The 16,734-nt window shown below is 62.9% G+C and carries 14 protein-coding genes and 1 CRISPR repeat array; of the genes, 5 read left to right on the top strand and 9 right to left on the bottom strand.

The window, feature by feature from the left end:
• Positions 1-3: 3 nt before the first annotated feature.
• The gene (locus Clow_RS01175; RefSeq protein WP_245625659.1) at positions 4-1,128 is read right to left on the bottom strand and encodes a hypothetical protein; all 1,125 of its coding nucleotides are present in this window, start codon (positions 1,126-1,128) and stop codon (positions 4-6) included.
• 134 nt (positions 1,129-1,262) lie between these two features.
• Here Clow_RS01175 and leuA point away from each other — a divergent pair, with 134 nt between their 5' ends.
• The 5 genes from leuA to Clow_RS01150 all read left to right on the top strand — a co-directional run bounded on the left by leuA (position 1,263) and on the right by Clow_RS01150 (position 8,068).
• Positions 1,263-3,059, top strand: a complete 1,797-nt coding sequence (leuA, locus tag Clow_RS01170; protein WP_055175131.1) for a 2-isopropylmalate synthase — start codon at positions 1,263-1,265, stop codon at positions 3,057-3,059.
• Positions 3,060-3,145: 86 nt separating this feature from the next.
• Complete coding sequence (locus tag Clow_RS01165; RefSeq protein WP_055175128.1) at positions 3,146-4,900, top strand: hypothetical protein; 1,755 nt, start codon at positions 3,146-3,148, stop codon at positions 4,898-4,900.
• A 6-nt stretch (positions 4,901-4,906) separates the two neighbouring features.
• A complete protein-coding gene (locus tag Clow_RS01160; RefSeq protein ID WP_055175125.1) occupies positions 4,907-5,932 on the top strand; it encodes an exonuclease domain-containing protein in 1,026 nt (341 codons plus the stop codon).
• A 27-nt stretch (positions 5,933-5,959) separates the two neighbouring features.
• A complete protein-coding gene (locus tag Clow_RS01155) occupies positions 5,960-7,315 on the top strand; it encodes a Mur ligase family protein (protein ID WP_082418444.1) in 1,356 nt (451 codons plus the stop codon).
• Positions 7,316-8,068 carry a type 1 glutamine amidotransferase gene (locus tag Clow_RS01150; protein WP_055175122.1) on the top strand — a complete coding sequence of 251 codons (753 nt, stop codon included), beginning with the start codon at positions 7,316-7,318 and terminating at the stop codon, positions 8,066-8,068.
• Between the two features lie 235 nt (positions 8,069-8,303).
• Here Clow_RS01150 and Clow_RS01145 read toward each other — a convergent pair whose 3' ends face one another.
• The 8 genes from Clow_RS01145 to cas7e all read right to left on the bottom strand — a co-directional run bounded on the left by Clow_RS01145 (position 8,304) and on the right by cas7e (position 16,723).
• A complete protein-coding gene (locus tag Clow_RS01145; protein WP_245625658.1) occupies positions 8,304-9,560 on the bottom strand; it encodes an MFS transporter in 1,257 nt (418 codons plus the stop codon).
• 42 nt (positions 9,561-9,602) lie between these two features.
• A complete protein-coding gene (locus Clow_RS01140; RefSeq protein WP_055175120.1) occupies positions 9,603-10,190 on the bottom strand; it encodes a hypothetical protein in 588 nt (195 codons plus the stop codon).
• Positions 10,191-10,274: 84 nt separating this feature from the next.
• Complete coding sequence (locus tag Clow_RS11605; RefSeq protein WP_211256907.1) at positions 10,275-10,997, bottom strand: hypothetical protein; 723 nt, start codon at positions 10,995-10,997, stop codon at positions 10,275-10,277.
• Between the two features lie 406 nt (positions 10,998-11,403).
• A CRISPR array of direct repeats spans positions 11,404-12,773; the repeat unit is 28 nt; unit sequence GGCTCATCCCCGCTTACGCGGGGAACAC.
• Between the two features lie 123 nt (positions 12,774-12,896).
• Entirely contained in the window at positions 12,897-13,238 is a 342-nt protein-coding gene (gene cas2e / locus Clow_RS01130; RefSeq protein WP_055175116.1) for a type I-E CRISPR-associated endoribonuclease Cas2e, read from the bottom strand.
• A complete protein-coding gene (gene cas1e / locus Clow_RS01125) occupies positions 13,235-14,206 on the bottom strand; it encodes a type I-E CRISPR-associated endonuclease Cas1e (protein ID WP_055175114.1) in 972 nt (323 codons plus the stop codon). The genes cas2e and cas1e overlap by 4 nt, the downstream gene beginning before the upstream one ends.
• A complete protein-coding gene (gene cas6e / locus Clow_RS01120) occupies positions 14,203-14,835 on the bottom strand; it encodes a type I-E CRISPR-associated protein Cas6/Cse3/CasE (RefSeq protein ID WP_055175110.1) in 633 nt (210 codons plus the stop codon). Before cas6e ends, cas1e begins: the two co-directional genes overlap by 4 nt.
• Positions 14,832-15,533, bottom strand: coding sequence for a type I-E CRISPR-associated protein Cas5/CasD (gene cas5e / locus Clow_RS01115; RefSeq protein ID WP_055175107.1), 702 nt, complete (start codon positions 15,531-15,533; stop codon positions 14,832-14,834). Before cas5e ends, cas6e begins: the two co-directional genes overlap by 4 nt.
• Entirely contained in the window at positions 15,533-16,723 is a 1,191-nt protein-coding gene (gene cas7e, locus Clow_RS01110; protein WP_055175104.1) for a type I-E CRISPR-associated protein Cas7/Cse4/CasC, read from the bottom strand. The genes cas5e and cas7e overlap by 1 nt, the downstream gene beginning before the upstream one ends.
• Positions 16,724-16,734: the final 11 nt, after the last annotated feature.

Here is a 16,734-nt window from a genome sequence, read left to right as displayed (position 1 = left end):
ACCTCAAATCGCCCAGGGGAACACCGCCAGCATGTACCCGGAAAACCACGCCCCCACCAGCACCCACGCCCCCAGGCTGAGGGCGTAGCCACGCCCGCTGGCGTTCTTCTCCCAGTGCAGCACCAAAGGAACCAAGGCGATGGCGGCCGGAAGGAGGAGGCGGGGGCGGGAGTGCATGATGCCGTCGGAAAGCAAAATATTGGCGCTGAGCGCGGCGGCAAAAAGCCACACCGGCAGCGGTGTCTTACCCCAGGTGAGCAGCAGGGCCACCACGGCGGCGATCATCACGGCCACGCTGAGGAAGTAGCCGAGCTCCTGGCTGGTCATCAGCGTTTTCCAGGCAAAGCGCACGCTGGCCACGCCGAAGTCCAGGCCGGTGTGCCAGCCCTCTTTTTGCAGGCCGAAGTAGCCGCCCACCTCGCGGGTATGCGAGGAAGCCCACCACACGTACCCCAGCGCGGAGAGCGGGCTGAGCACCAGCGCCACCCAGGCGCGCCATTGGGTGCGCCCGTAAAGCAGCACCATCACGGCTAGCACGGCCACCAGGTCCACCGCTGTGAGCCGCACGAATCCGCAGGCAAAGATCAGCGCGCCCGCGAGCAGCCAGCGCCGATCCATCAGGGCCACCAGCGCCCAAAAGGCCAGCGCCCCAAAAAGCGCCTCCGTGTACGGCATGGAGAAGGTCACGGCCATCGGCGCGGAGGTCACCACTATCGACGCCCCCACCATCGCCTTCCAGCCCGCCCCCATGCGGGCGGCAATCGCCGCCACACCCGCGGCCATTATCACACCAAAGACCAGGTTAAACACATACCCCACGGTGGTGTAGTCCAGCCCTGTGAGCGCGTGCCCGACGCGCATGAGCATGGGGATGGCGGGGAAGAAGGCCAGCAGGCGCTGTTCGGGAGGCACGCCGTCGATAAGCGGCCCCTCGAAGTAACCGCGCTCCGCGATACGTGTGTAATGCGCGGTGTCCCACTGGGTCATGAGTCCGCCCACGGAGTCGTCGTTGGCGTGGGCGAAAAGCGCCATGACGATCATGCGCACCACCGCCCCGATTCCGAAGGCGAGGGCTCCGCAGAGCCAAACGAGGCGGGTGGGGGTGGAACTGGGACGCAAGGAAGTCACGCGCACATGCTAGATCACCGCCCTCCCCCGCCGCCTGGTGGAAGCAAATGTGATGCGCTACACTCATGGCATGTTCACGCGAGCGAACCTCCTCCTTATTCGCCGCGGCGGGAATCCACCCTGGTCTTAAGCGCATGGCCGGCAGCCCGTCGCGGAGTGTGATCGTGCCGACCGTGCCGCAGCACCCTCCCAAGGAGATTCCCGTGAATACCCAGCAGCCCTCCTCCATGCCCGCCCACCGCTACCTGCCCTATGCGCAGGAGGTGGAAGATTTCACCCTGCCGGACCGCACCTGGCCGGATAAGAAGATCACCAAGGCCCCGCAGTGGTGCGCCGTGGACCTGCGCGATGGCAACCAGGCCCTCATCAATCCCATGAGCCCCGAGCGCAAGCGCCGCATGTTCGAGCTACTGGTGCGCATGGGCTACAAGGAAATTGAGGTGGGTTTCCCCTCCGCCTCGCAGACGGACTTCGCCTTCGTGCGCGAGATCATCGAGCAAGACCTCATCCCCGAGGACGTCACCATCCAGGTGCTGGTTCAAGCCCGCGAGCACCTGATTCGCCGCACCTTCGAGGCCTGCGAGGGGGCCAAGAACGTGATCGTGCACTTCTACAATTCCACCTCGATCCTGCAACGCCGGGTGGTGTTCCGCAAGGACAAGGCGGCCATTAAGAAGCTGGCTACCGACGCCGCCACGCTCATCAAGACCATCGCCGCCGACTACCCCGATACGAACTGGCGCTGGGAGTATTCGCCGGAGTCCTATACCGGCACCGAGGTGGACTACGCCCGCGAGGTCTGCGATGCCGTCACCGAGATCATGGAGCCCACCCCGGAGAACCCCATGATTATCAACCTGCCCTCCACCGTGGAGATGATTACCCCCAACGTCTACGCGGACTCCGTGGAGTGGATGCACCGCAACCTGGCCCGCCGCGACAGCCTCATCATCTCCCTGCACCCGCACAATGACCGCGGCACTGGCATCGCCACCGCCGAGCTGGGTTACATGGCCGGGGCCGATCGCATTGAGGGCTGCCTCTTCGGCAATGGCGAGCGCACCGGCAACGTGGACCTGGTGACCCTGGGGCTGAATATGCTCTCCCAGGGCGTCGATCCGCAGATCGACTTCTCCGATCTGCCCTCCATCCGCGCCACGGTGGAATACTGCAACCAACTGCGCGTACCCGAGCGCCACCCCTACGCCGGCGATCTAGTGTTCACGGCCTTCTCCGGCTCGCACCAGGACGCCATCAACAAGGGCCTGGACGCCCTGGCTGCCACCGTGCGCCCCGGCGCCCGCAATACCGAGGTGGCCTGGGAGGAACTGCGCAATACCACCTGGGAGGTGCCCTACCTGCCGATTGACCCCAAGGATCTGGGCCGCGATTACGAGGCCGTGATCCGCGTGAACTCCCAGTCCGGCAAGGGCGGGGTGGCCTACATCATGAAAACCGACCACGGCCTGCACCTGCCGCGCGCCCTCCAGGTGGAGTTCTCCCAGGTGGTTCAGGCCGTGACCGATACCGAGGGCGGCGAGGTGAACTCCAAGAACATGTGGGACATCTTTGCCGCCGAGTACCTGGAACGCGAAACCCCCTTGGCGCTGGAATCCCTGCACTTTGACGGCGACGAGGAGGTTCGGGCCGCCGCCACAGTGCGCTACCGCGGCACCGAGCACGAGGTGCACGGCTCCGGTAATGGTCCAGTGGCCGCCTTTGCCGCCGCCCTGGAACAAGTGGGCATCGAGGTAGAGGTGGAGGATTACTCCCAGCAATCCCGCTCGGCGGGCGACGACGCCGAGGCCGCCTGCTACGTGCTCGCTCAGGTAGACAGCGAATCCACCTGGGGCGTGGGCGTGGCGGGTTCCACTACGGCGGCGTCGATACGCGCCATCGTTTCCGCCGTCAATAGGGCGCATAAAGACTAGCCCGTGATGTAGCCCCGCGGTCCTTGCCTTACCCTCATGGGTGAATAAAATAGTAGGGACCCTGACGCACGCGAGGAGATTCGTTGATGAGCCAAACCCCCTATCTGCTGCCTTTCTTTGCCGGCGGTGGTGGAGCCACAGTACCGGTGGAGGGCAGCAGCCAGGCGATCCTCTTCTCGCTTCTGGGCTCCCAGGTGGCCCAGGACGGCTATACGCGCACCACCTTCACGCTCCTCCCGGATCGCGTCTCCGGGGGGTTCCTGGTGAACCACGAAAAAACGATTCTCGGGCGGCTGCCGCGTAATCTGCGCGATACCTACCCGCAGCTGGATCACATCATCACCAGGGGCGGCATCCCCGAGGTCCACGCCACTATCTCGCTCACCCAGGGCTCGGGAAAGATCAGCGGCAACCTGTACTTCCCCGCCCCCGTGTTCGTGATGCCCACCAACTTCCCGCCCAAGGAAAAGTGGGCCATGCTCCCCGAGGGCACCCCGCGACCCGTGGATATTTCCCGCGGGGACGCCCAGCGCCTCGTGGATCTCAATATCCCCTCGCACTGGCTTGCCACTCTTAGCATCGTTGATGACCTCGTGGTTTCCGTGATTGATAGCCACGTACTCGGCGTGCTCAGCCCGGAGGATTCCGCCGATATTCGCCCCCTGGTGGAACACTACGACATGCTGGGGCTCGTCCCCGTGGCGCGCGTGTTCTGCTACGACAAGGACGGCGAGCGCTACGTGGTGCTCAACGCGATGGCGGTGCAGGAGATGAGCGACGAGGAGCTTGAACCCATCGTCTCTCCCCTGGCTCCCATCGACCCCTATCAGCCCGCCACGGGCGAGTTCCCGGTGATTAGCGACGCCCCCATGAATCACGCCTGGGCCGTTACCGTCTCCGGGGATCAGGTGGTGGAATCCCTCAAGACCAACCCGGATAAGCAACTGCGGCCCATCACCTCCCCGGCCATGTTCGCCCTCAATCCCGACGGCACCAAAGTGTTAGAGGCCGGGCGCAAAGAGTCCACCGACAATGCCCTGCCCGAGGTGCAAAAGGTGCCCGCGCTCGAATCCGCCGCGCAGCGGAAGCAGGAACCGGAGCCCGATTTTGCCCCGGCGGCGGAGGTTCCTACCGGGAAAGCGGAGGCTCCCACAGCAGAGGCCCCGGTAGTGGAAGTCCCGGCCGCAGAGGTGGTTGAGGTGACAGAGGTTACTGAGGTAGTTGAGGCTGCCGACGTAACCAAGGCCCCAGAACCGGAGCCCCTACCCGAGCTGCCCGAACCCGAGCCAGCAGCGGCAGCGGAGCCCGAGGATTTCCCGCCCCTGCCCTACCCCCACGCCCGCCTGGGCGAACAGTTCCAGGAGGAGCCCGAGGACACTCCACGCCCGGAACCTGCGCGCCCGAACCCTGCTCTCCCGAACTCTCCACGACCCGAGCCGGAACCCGACTTCGCCCCGATGGCAGGCACCTTCGAGGGAGTCGAGGGCTTTGGCGATGCTCCATGGCCCGAGGTGCAAAAGGTTCCGGTTGCCACGAGTGCCGCTCCCACCCCCGAGACCACGGGCACTATCTCTCCCGTGATCGTCCCGGAGGAAGAGGCCCCCGAGGATCAGGATTACTACGACGAGGACGAGGACTACTACGAGGACGGCGAGGGCATCCAGTGGCTGCCCGCCATCGGCGTCATCCTTGGTGCCCTGGCCATCACCGTGGCCGCTCTCGGATACTTTGAGGTCACCCCCGACCTCACCTTGGACGCCACCCCGGCCTTCACCCTCCTGGGCGGCGGAATGCTCGTTGTTCTGGGCAGCCTGTGGTTCATGTTTAGGCCCAGGGACTAAGGCCTTATGTCGGAGCAACAGAACCACGATACGGCACCCTACGTAGCCCTCACCCTGCAAACCACCGGTATTCACCCCTCCACCGGCCGCGTGGTGGCTATCGACGCCCTGGTGTTCACCGAGGAGGGCACCATAACGGAGCGATTCCACGCGGTGCTCAACCCCGGCCCGCATACCAACCTCGGCCCCGTGCACTATCACGGGCTGAGCCACGAGGAGATTGAAGAGGGGCGCCGCTTTGGTGGGCTGCTCAAGAAGCTCGATAAGCTCCTCGACGGCCGCACCCTCATTGCCCACGACGCCCCCCTCACCTGGGGGTTTATGGTCTCCGAGGCGCGGCGCGCCATGAATGCGGCCGCCCGGGCCAATCGCTCCCGCGCCAAGGGACGCCAGCGTGGCAATAACGGGCGGCGTCGTCACCGCGTGGGCCACGTGCCCAAGCCGGAACTCATCGTGGACACCCTGGCCAGCGCGTACCGCAACGGAATAGACGTCCGCGATACCCGCCTGGCGGCCGTGGCTACCGCAATGGGCGTGGCTGCGGAGTCGCCGGTGGCGTCGATAAGCAGGGCGCAGCGCAGCGAGGAGGACGTGACCCGCGAGTCCACGCTGCTGCTCATGGAGCTTTTCTTACATATGCGCCGTGCGGGGACTACCCAGGCCGCTCGCAAGCCGGAGGATCTCAAGCCTGACCCCTTTGGGCTGCAACGCTCCGTGGTGCGGGTGGAGGCGGCGCAGGCTCCGCGGCGCCACGAGAACCCCGGGCCGTATCGGCCGGGCCACACGCTGCTGCCCGGCATGGAGGTGGTGGTCTCCCCGGAGATTGATATGGACCCCAACGAGATTATCTCCGCACTCATGCGCGCGGAGCTGAATTATTCGGAAAAGCTCACCCGGGCCACCTCCGTGGTGGTGTGCAATCGCACCACTGACCTGCGCGGGAAGGCCATGCACGCCCATCGCAAAGGTATCCCGCTGCTCAGCGATACCGCCTTTATGGAGGCCGTGGGGCGGGTCACCGGCGCTGCCTGACGGGCAAGGCTATTAAGGTAAAGGCCCATGAGCCTTGATCTTTCCTCGGCACTGCGCACACTGCGATCCCGCGCCGCCACTACGGCCGCCACGCTGGCCACCACCGCCTCCCGGCTCACCGGGCGCGGGGCGGGCGGCATGATCGGCGGCCTGGTGGCCCAGGCCATCGACCCCAACGTCATGCGCACCCTCGGCGCCGGCCGTCCCACCGCGCTGGTGACCGGCACCAACGGTAAGTCCACCACCACGCGCATGCTGGCGGCCGCCGTGCGTCGCACCAGCACCGTGGCCACCAATTCCGGCGGGGACAACATGGACGCCGGAATCATCTCCGCCCTGCTCGCGGGCAAGGAGGCCGATTCCGTGGTGCTGGAGGTAGACGAACTCCACGTGCCCTCGGTGGCCGAGCGCCTGAACCCCCAAGCGCTCGTGCTGCTCAACCTCACCCGCGATCAGCTCGACCGCGTAGGCGAAATCAACAAGATCGAGCGCGCCCTGCGCTCCTGCGTGGAGGCCCACCCCAACATGCTGGTGGTGGCTAATTGCGATGACGTGCTGGTGACCTCCGTGGCCTACGACGCCCCCAACGTCGTGTGGGTTTCCGCCGGTGCCGGATGGGTGGGCGACGCCGTTTCCTGCCCCCGCACCGGGGGCCACATCGTGCACGAGGGCACCGACTGGTACGCCGCCAAGCCGCTTCCCGACGGCCGCGAGTTCCGCCGCCCCCAACCCACCTGGGCCGTGAACGAAGAAGGACTGACGACCCCCTCGGGCCGCCGAGACCTCAACCTCACCCTGCCCGGGCGCGCCAATCGTGGCAACGCCGCCCAGGCCATCGCCGCCGCCGTGGGAGGATTCGGGGTGCCCCTGGAGGCCGCCATCTCCGCCGCGGAATCGGTGGATAACGTGGCTGGGCGCTACTCCACCGTGCCCTTCGAGGGACGCGACGTGCACCTGCTGCTGGCCAAGAACCCCGCGGGCTGGCAGGAAGCGCTCTCGATGGTGGACCGAGAGGCCGAGGGGTTGGTCATCGCCGTTAATGGCCAGGTGGCCGACGGCGAGGACCTCTCCTGGCTCTGGGACGTGCGCTTTGAGAACTTTGGAGACCTCTCCGTCAAGGCCGCGGGCGAACGCGGCACCGACCTGGCCGTGCGACTGCTCTACGCCGGAATCAACCACGACCTACACCCCGATCCCCTCGACGCCATCCGCGCCTGCCCACCCGGCAAGGTGGAGGTGCTGGCTAACTACACGGCCTTCCGCGACCTCAATAAGGCTTTGAAGAGTGCCGGTTCTTCGGGTTCTGGTTCTGATTCTGCTGGTACCGGTTCTGGCTCTGCTGGCACCGATGCCTCCGCTTCTTCCTCGAAAGGAGACGCATAAATGACCTCCCTCCAGATCGGCCTCATCCTCCCCGACGTCCTAGGCACCTACGGCGACGACGGCAACGCCCTCGTCCTGCGCGGGCGCGCCCGCATGCGCGGCATTGCCGCCGATATTCACCCCGTCAAACTCGGCGAAGCCATACCCACCGGCCTCGACGTCTACACCCTGGGCGGCGGCGAGGACACCGCCCAAATACTCGCCGCCGAACACCTCCTGGCCGACGGCGGCCTGCGCCGCGCCGCCGAGGCAGGCCGCCCCATCCTGGCCATCTGCGCCGGACTCCAAGTGCTCGGAGAATCCTTCCGCGCCGACGGCCGCATCGTAGATGGCCTCGGCCTCATCGACGCCACCACCACCTCCCTCGGCAAACGCGCCATCGGGGAGGTCACCTCCACCCCCACCGGGGCAGGATTCACCGCCGCCCTCACCCAGCCGCTCACCGGCTTTGAAAACCACATGGGCGCCACCATCCTGGGGTCCGCCGCCACCCCCCTGGGCGTGGTCAAACGCGGCGTGGGCAACAGCGATCACCACGGCACCGAGGGCCTTGCCGACGCCTCCACCCAGCGCACCGCCGAGGGCGCCGTGCAGGGCTCCGTGGTGGCCACCTACATGCACGGCCCCGTTCTAGCCCGCAACCCCCAGCTGGCCGACCTCCTCCTCGCACAGGCGATGGGCATTGGCCTGGAGGAACTAGAGCCCCTGGACATTCCGGTGGTGGACCAGCTGCGCGCCGAGCGCCTGGGGTAGGTGGTTTGCTGCGCGGCTTCGACGGCGCTTTGGGGTGCCGCTGCGGGGGTTGGGCGGTGTATTCGGGGTGAGGTGGCACCCCCTCATGTTGCTTGTGCTTATCGACGCCGTTCTATCCTGCCGGCGCTGTTCTGGCATTGCTGCAACACGAAAGGGTGCCACCTCGGGGCCGAGGTTAATTTTCGGACCGAGGTGGCACCCCTTGGTGTCGTTGCAGCGCTATTGTCGTGCTGGGCTAGGCGTTGGCGCGGCGTCGCAAAGTAAAGGCCACGTACCACAAGGCGATGGCCACCAGCGCCAAGGCCGCGCCCGCCAAGGCCGGGGCGGAGTAACCGTATCCGGCGGCGATCACCGCGCCGCCCATCGAGGCGCCGGCAGCGTTGGCGATATTGAGCGCCGAATGATTCAGCGCCGCCGCGAGGGTTTGGGCCTCACCGGCCACATCCATGAGGCGGATTTGCAGGGAGGGAATAAGCGTGGATCCCGACATTCCGATGAGCCCAAAACACACAATGGCCGGAATAACGCTCGTGGACGCGGCATAAAAAGCGAGCAACGTGGCGCAAATAGCACCGAGAGCCACGAGAATACCTAGTTCTAGGTTCCAATCGGAAAGACGACCACCCACCCATGTGCCGGCCACCATGCCAATGCCATAAACCATCAACACAATCCACATGTGCTTAGAATCGAGGCCTGCCCGCTGCGTCATTGTCCAAGAAATATAGGTGTACACCGCGAACATTCCGCCAAAGCCCACGGAACCAATAGCCAAAGAGAACCACACCTGAGAACGACGCAGCGCACCCAATTCCGTCATCGGGCTGGTGGGGGCCATTTCCGACATATGTGGCATAAGGAACCACAGCGCCACAAAAGTGCTCAGACCAATAAGAGAAACAAGCATGTACGCGCTTTGCCACCCCACCGCGTGCCCCAACGCCTGAGCAGCCGGAACACCCAATACCGTGGCAAAAGGCAAGCCCAGACCCACGAACGCCAGAGCACGCCCGCGCTGCCCCTTCGGAGCCATCGACGCCGCCGCCAAACCCGATACCGAGAAAAACGCACCGTGCGGCAGCGCCGCAATAAAGCGAGAAGCCACCAAAACCCCATAAGAATTGGCGTACACCCCGGCGAATACGGTTAAGGCATTACCGATGGTAAAAGCGGCTATCAAAATCAGCAGCAACCGACGCCGCGGTACCGAACCCGTGAGCGCCGCAATCAACGGTGCCCCCACCACCACGCCCATCGCATAAGCCGTAATAATATGCCCGGCGGTGTCCTCCGAAATGCGAAAATCAGCGGCAATATCGCTAAGCAGGCCCATCGACACAAACTCCGTAACGCCAATGCCGAAGCCGCCAAGGGCCATAGCGATCATCACGATGTAGCGGCGGCTCTCCGTAATCTCAGTTTGCCGGGGGAGGCTACGACGCCGTGACGGGCGAGGTGGTGCGATTGTGGGTTCCTGTGGGGTATGAGACACGGCGAGGTACCTTACCCGGTTCGAGGTGGAAGTGCACAGTGTTTATTTGGCTTCGGGTACGTCCGTTACGCCGTGGGCGCGTAGTGCGGCGGTGATCTCCTTTTCCAGCCGAGCGTTGAGTTCGGGGGCGTCGAAGAACGGCAGACTCTCCCCTAAAAGTTCCAGGCGCTGGCAATACGTCGTCGCGTAGACTCTCCACATCGAAGATTTCTCCGGCCAAACGTCGATTACCTGAAGGTTGATTTCGTCGTTGTCGTGAATCTTGTCCAGGTCCGTGATCCAGCCGTCCTCGCTCTCCAGCGCCCAGTAATGCGCTTCCCAGATCTCCTCTTCCTCGTTCTCCAGTTGTGCTTGACTGATCGCCTCCGAGATTGGCCCCAGATACTCCTCGTAGATCTGATCGTGAGCCGTCTGCATCGCGCGCTGGCTGAGCTGTGCCCACTCCTGTCCGCTGGGTGGCCGTCCCATCGTCTCGCGCCACTGCTTGCGCATCATCTGCGCGAGGTTCTCCGAGCGCTCGTTGAGGTCCTCGCGCATCCTCTGGTACAGCCACTCGATCTCCTCCTCGGGCGTTTCTGGATTGAGTGCTCGGAGATGGCTCTCGACGTCCGCGCGGTGAATCATCGTCATGCTGGGTTCCTTCCTGGTTGTCTTACCCACTGGTAGTTGTATCAATCAACCGGGACAGGAACAGAACACCAGTTTGATAATCTCCTAATTTCCCGAATCTGCACGATTAGCAGCCCGCAAAGCGGCGATACTACTCACCAAACCGCAGTATTCCTCCCTGCGATGCATGGCTTCCTCAATTTCATCTAGAAGTTCTTCAGAAATGCGGAGATTATTATGAGCCGCATACCATAGCACATAGTCCATACCATCCCATTGATGATCATAAACCCCATCATCCATCACCCCAGACTGCACCCTTGGAGGAAGATTATCCCACATAAGAGAAACTACCTTCAGAGGAAGTGGATCAATGTCATAGTAGTATTCCATTTTCTCACGGCTACGATCACCTTCAACCGTATACCAGTACCCCTTTTCATGCACTCCAGTATAGGGATGTAGCTTCATTACGCCAGCCGCAATTTCAGCAACCACCTCAACCCCAGACAGAAACGGTTCCAAATCCAAAAAGCTTAAACGGATAGCTTCTATAGTATCATGGAAACTCATACGTCTAGACTTATTAGCGAAAACATAATCACCTTCACCAAAGCGAAATATCCACCACACACTATCCCTTGAATCCCGCGCAGAATAAAATCGTTTGATGATAGAATTATCATTTCCAGTTCGACCGTCGGTATAAATTACTCCACAAATCCCCCCTGGAATACATATTTCCATCATGCGGATCATGCACCATTCATCTCCACGTGCAAAAACCGCCCCCCAAATAACTTCTACATGTTTACGTTTAAACAACATGTCTCCCATTTTTTATATATGCCATTATTAATTCAACAAATATTAGCCACAGACAGTACGCACCTCTACACAGGCAGTACAATCACGTAAGTTATGATTAATTTACCACAATCATGCCATGACTCCATTTCTTTTGAAGTGACTCAATCACTCTGAGATGACTTATCTCTTCGAGCACAAACGCAAATGATTAGTGACGACATAAGCGGAGAACACTGACTAGGCATGGATTACGCTCTGTGGTACGCAAATCACGACGATCTCCATGTTTCCGACAATCTCCTCGACAAAGTAGAAGAAGAAATGACTCGCACTAAAGATTATCGCGGTTTGGCCACCAGTATAGCGACGTTGCGCGCAGCGAACGCAAAGACTACTTGAACCACAGTGCCCTCTCCCCAGCTGGGGCTCATCCCCGCTTACGCGGGGAACACGTTGTTCCAGATCAAGGAGACCACGGTGGTGCAGGCTCATCCCCGCTTACCCGGGGAACACTCTGGGTAGAGTCTCCGTAGACTCTTAGCAGCCGGCTCATCCCCGCTTACGCAGGGAACACGCGACGGCTAGACGGCCGGCAAGAACGGCTGGGGGCTCATCCCCGCTTACGCGGGGAACACTTAGGTAGGTCACTAGAAAGTGCGAGGGTAAAGGGCTCATCCCCGCTTACGCGGGGAACACTTTACGGGCAGGTTTTCCGATGGGTGCGCGGGCGGCTCATCCCCGCTTACGCGGGGAACACTATTCGATTTGACAGACCGCGCCGGTATCGTGCGGCTCATCCCCGCTTACGCGGGGAACACTGCCTCGGTGGTAAGGGGGTTAGTGGCTCAGGGGGCTCATCCCCGCTTACGCGGGGAACACAGCTTTTTGAGCGCTCCTACCCACTTGGCGATAGGCTCATCCCCGCTTACGCGGGGAACACCAGTGGGCACATTGAAGATGGCGTTCCAGGGCCGGCTCATCCCCGCTTACGCGGGGAACACTGCCTCGGTGGTAAGGGGGTTAGTGGCTCAGGGGGCTCATCCCCGCTTACGCGGGGAACACAGCTTTTTGAGCGCTCCTACCCACTTGGCGATAGGCTCATCCCCGCTTACGCGGGGAACACCAGTGGGCACATTGAAGATGGCGTTCCAGGGCCGGCTCATCCCCGCTTACGCGGGGAACACAAACCCTCAACGAACAGGCTGCAACGGAACCTGGGCTCATCCCCGCTTACGCGGGGAACACACTTTGGACATGCGGTACCCTCTGCCCTTTGTGGGCTCATCCCCGCTTACGCGGGGAACACCACCGTGGAGTACGCAATATCTTCACCTCGTTCGGCTCATCCCCGCTTACGCGGGGAACACAGTCGGGGTGGGGTTCTTCCTTGCGGCGGCTTGGGCTCATCCCCGCTTACGCGGGGAACACGAGAACTTCCATTTCCGCAGTCAGTATCACATGGGCTCATCCCCGCTTACGCGGGGAACACGCCCGGCAGATACGCGCCGCTGGCGGATGGGTAGGCTCATCCCCGCTTACGCGGGGAACACACCGCGTGGGGAGCGATGACCGGACGAATCGTGGGCTCATCCCCGCTTACGCGGGGAACACGGACTGGTCCTTTGTGCGTGAGGTCTATGGTCGGGCTCATCCCCGCTTACGCGGGGAACACAAAGACGGATGGTCCGCGCTTCTACGCACGCACGGCTCATCCCCGCTTACGCGGGGAACACTCCAGGGACTTTCTCTACGAGAACGTCCAGTACGGCTCATCCCCGCTTACGCGGGGAACACACTTGCTGACCAGCAAGAATAAGAGCCGAAAACCCATTCTAGCTACAACTTCCCCCACACCTCACCCCGCGCACCCCCATTCTCCCCTCAACATCCCCCCCAAAAAAATCACCCCACCCAATCTCACCGTCTCCCCCGCCTCACATTCCGCGCCATACTCCACCCCGTCCGCCGCCGATTCTCCACCGGCTTGGTCTCGGGCCGCAGCATCAACGTCAGCCCCTCGTAGTCTGTCGGTTGCCAGTCGTGCCGGTGCGTCTTGAACTCCATCCCCTGTTCATTCGCCGCGCTGTACACCAGCAACGCCCGCCCATCCTTCACCAGCGTTACGGTTCGGTCCCAGAGTTGTTCTCGCATCCTTGCCGTGGGCCGCCCTACGAACACACCGGGCGATATTTCCATGAGCCATTTGGTGAGGTCACCACGCAGACCCGCGGGGCAGGCTGTCACTACGAGCACCATCATTGGTGTTCCTCGATTTCCTCGCCCCAGTTCATGCCCGCGGCGATGACCTCCAATTCGCTCCACAGCATGAGTTGCACGTCCAGGATGTCCTCTTCTTCCGTGACACCCATGAGCGCGTAGAGGTCTTTGACTATGCGTTCCATGAGACGCAGGCGCACCACACTGTCGCGCACTAATCGACGCACCCCGGTGCTAATGTTCGCGCTATCCACCTCCCCTCCAGCGGCTTCCGACGCCGCTCCGGCCACGGCGTCGAAAGCTGCCGGGATGGTCACTTCCGCCTTGTAGAGGTCTGCGATGTCGTACACAAAGGAACGGTCGGTTCCCGTGTGCACCACCCCGAGGGCGGGGACAAATCCCAACCCCACGATCACGGCGTGCACGATTCCATACAAAGCGGCGTTGGCAGAGGTGAGGGCCTTGTTGATGGGATCTCCGGCATCGAAGTCGTTGGGGTTATAGCTCCGCCTGTTCCAGGCCACGCCGGTGCGCTGGGATTCCGCAGCGTAAATGCGTTTCATGCGTGCGCCCTCGCGCCCACGTAATTGGGCCATGCTTAGGGCGCTGACGTCCTCGCCGGGAAAGCGCATGGCGTACATGGCTCGGGCGCAATTGAGTCGGGAGCGCTGGTTGCTCACTATTCGGGCTTGGCGTGCAGCCATGCGCGCCGTTTTGGCCGGTGGGCGGCCGTGCGCGTAGTAGCGCACTCCCCTTTCGCCCACCCACACGATCGAGCAGCCGGCGTCGCCAAGCAGAGCCATCGCCTTGTGGGTGACGCGGGTGCCGGGTCCGAGCATAAGCACCGCCAGGGCGGTAGCTGGCACATGGGCCACACCGCGCTGGTCGGTGATGGTGAGCGCGTTGGCGGCGCTGTGGAGGGTAGCGCGCTCCACGTAGAGGAAGGAGATGCGGTCCTCCATGCGGGCGAGTTCCTGGCGCTCCAGGGGCACCTCGCTGGGATTGGTCATGGCCGCGCCAGGGTCAGCAGACCGCAGCCATAGGCGCGGGCCCGGCCAATACCGTGGGTGAGGGTGCTGCGCAGTTGTTCGGCGTCCTCCACCTCCAGCACTCCGGTGAAGCGCGCGGTACGCAGGCTCACCTGGTTTTTCCCCTCCCCTCGGCGGAAGCGGAGGTTCTCCTGGCCGGTGGTGGAGGCGTCGATAAGCGAAAAACCTGCTGCCTGGGAGCGTTTCAGCAGCCAGTCCACCTGTCCCTGGCCCACCAGAGGGGTGATACGGCCGCGCTTGCTGTCCTTCACCGCCTTGGACTTCACGGGGTTGGCCACGAGCTCGAATCGCCACTGCTGGCCGCGCATGAGTTTGTCCAGGAAGGGCTGGTAATCGGCGCTCTGCGCGGGGCGGGTATCCCACCCGGCCTGTTCGATAAGGCCGGAGGCGTCGGGCTTTTCCGGACCCACGATGTAGAGCGTGTGCTCATGGCCGCGATGGTCCACGCGCCAGAGCACACGGGTTTCCGATTCGTCAATGTCCGGCGGGAAAGTGGAGCGCACGGCGGCGTGCATGGCCTGCGGGTTGAGCAGGAGTTTGCGGGCGCCACGGCGCTGCGGGTTGAGCAAGACCTTGGTGAAAGTACTCATGCGGAGACCACCGCCTCCCAGAAAGAATCATCGGAGCGGCCCTCGGGGTTATCAATCTTCACACCCGGCTCCTCCACCACCGTGCGCCAGGCATAGCGGCGGTGCTCCTGAGAAAAGGAAAGAGGGACGTCCCGCTGATCCACGCCCACTTCACCCGGCGCTCCATCGCGGTAAATCGGCAGCGTAACCTGCTTGCTGCGCTCCTCTTTGTGCTGATCGCTGGCCTGCCAGTCCAGGGCTCGCAACTCTTCCACCGCACTGCCCTCGCGTACCCCGATTACCAGGTCCGGGGGCGCGGGGCAGGAACGACGCCCCAGGAACAGCGGGAAGCGCGGACGACGCAGCGCCTCCTCCAGCCCTTCCAACACCTCCCGACGCGGGCTTTCCACGGCGGCGACGAAGAGGGCGTCGCTAAGGTAGTAGCGGGTGACAAGGCTGGCCGCAGCCTTGGGGTTTTCCTGCCACCGCTGCGCCGTTTGGTAATCCTTGAGTAGGTTGCCCGGCTGGTCCACGCGCACCGCGAAAGTGAGTTCCGCAAGGTCCTCCACGGGGTCCGTGCGACGCCGTCCCTGCGCGGCCGCCAGCAGACCGATCACGCCGGACTTGGTGGGCACCTGGCCGGTGGCGCGGATCTTGTAGCGGCTGCGGTCACCCCAGGATTGCATGGGGCCTTTCAGCTTTAAGAGCAGGGAGGGCATTAAGCCTCCCCGGCGGCTTGGGTAGCCTCGGCCGGGCTGGTTTCACCCTGATCTGCTCCGCCTTCGAGAGCACCGCGCAGGGCCTCGCCCAGCTCCGGCAAGGTGACCTTGGTAGCCAAATCCTCGAAAGACTCCGGCAGGTTGCCCAGCCCCATCACAAAGGACGCCAGCGGCTTGAGGCTATAGACCTTCTCAATCTGGCGGGCCTCCGCCGCCAGGCGGCGCGCACCCTCCTCGCGGCGGCCCGTGGCCTCCTCACCATTGGCCTGCACCGGCTGTTCAAAAGCATTCACCAGAGACACCGAGCGGGTATCGCGCACCACCACGTACACCAACTCCGGCAGGGTATTGTGCGCAAAGGTGTTCTGCTTGCCCGTAGGCAAGGATTCCACGAAGCTCTTAAGGAACTGCACGGAACTAGTCACGGCAGCCGCGCGGTCACCCAGGTTCTCCGCCAGGGAATCGAAGTCGATGGTGGCAAAGCGATAGAGCGTGGAACTCATCATCTGTACCGTGCCGATCATGCCCGCACCAGTCTCCTGAGCGTCCTCCACCAGATCGTCCACGGCGGTGAAGTAATCAAACTCCGGCTCCGAGGGGTGAATACCCAGGGCGTGAGCCACCTGCACAGAAGCATCCACGTTATAGGAAGCATCATCGGCTACCATGCGGCCGAACATGGCGATGTCCACACTGTGCTCCTGGTTGAATAGAGCCACGGCGTCGTTCTTCTTGATCTTCTCGCCATCGGCCTCAATGATGGCGGCCGCGATGTTTTCCACCTGGCGCGGGCTCACGAAGAGCAGGTAGCCCGTCTCCGCGAGGCGCTTGCGCTCCTGCTCATCGGCGTTTTCCGGATCCTCCTTGGGCTCGGTGAGCTTAATCTTGAGCGTCTTGAATACCTCTTGCACCGCCTTTTCGGCGCGCTCCACAGGCCAGGCCTCCGCGCCACCCTGCTCCTGGATGGCTTCGATGATCTTGGCTACCACGCGCTTGGTGCGGTAGCCCACCTTGGAGGCGTCCCAGTTGTCCTCGAAGTCCTTACGAATCGCGCGCTTCCACGACTGGGAGGAAACCCGCTGGCGCGGCACGCCACCGAAGATCGCGGACTTAGGTGCACCCGTGTCATCGCGGTTGATGAGGCTAGGCGGCAGGGATTGCAGGGCGTGAATATCAATGGTGATGGACATGGGTGTTCCTT

It is taken from the genome of Corynebacterium lowii, from assembly GCF_001412085.1.
Lineage (GTDB): Bacteria > Actinomycetota > Actinomycetes > Mycobacteriales > Mycobacteriaceae > Corynebacterium > Corynebacterium lowii.
The sequence above is the reverse complement of the archived record's forward strand: the minus strand, read 5'-3'. Positions and strand labels throughout refer to the sequence as shown.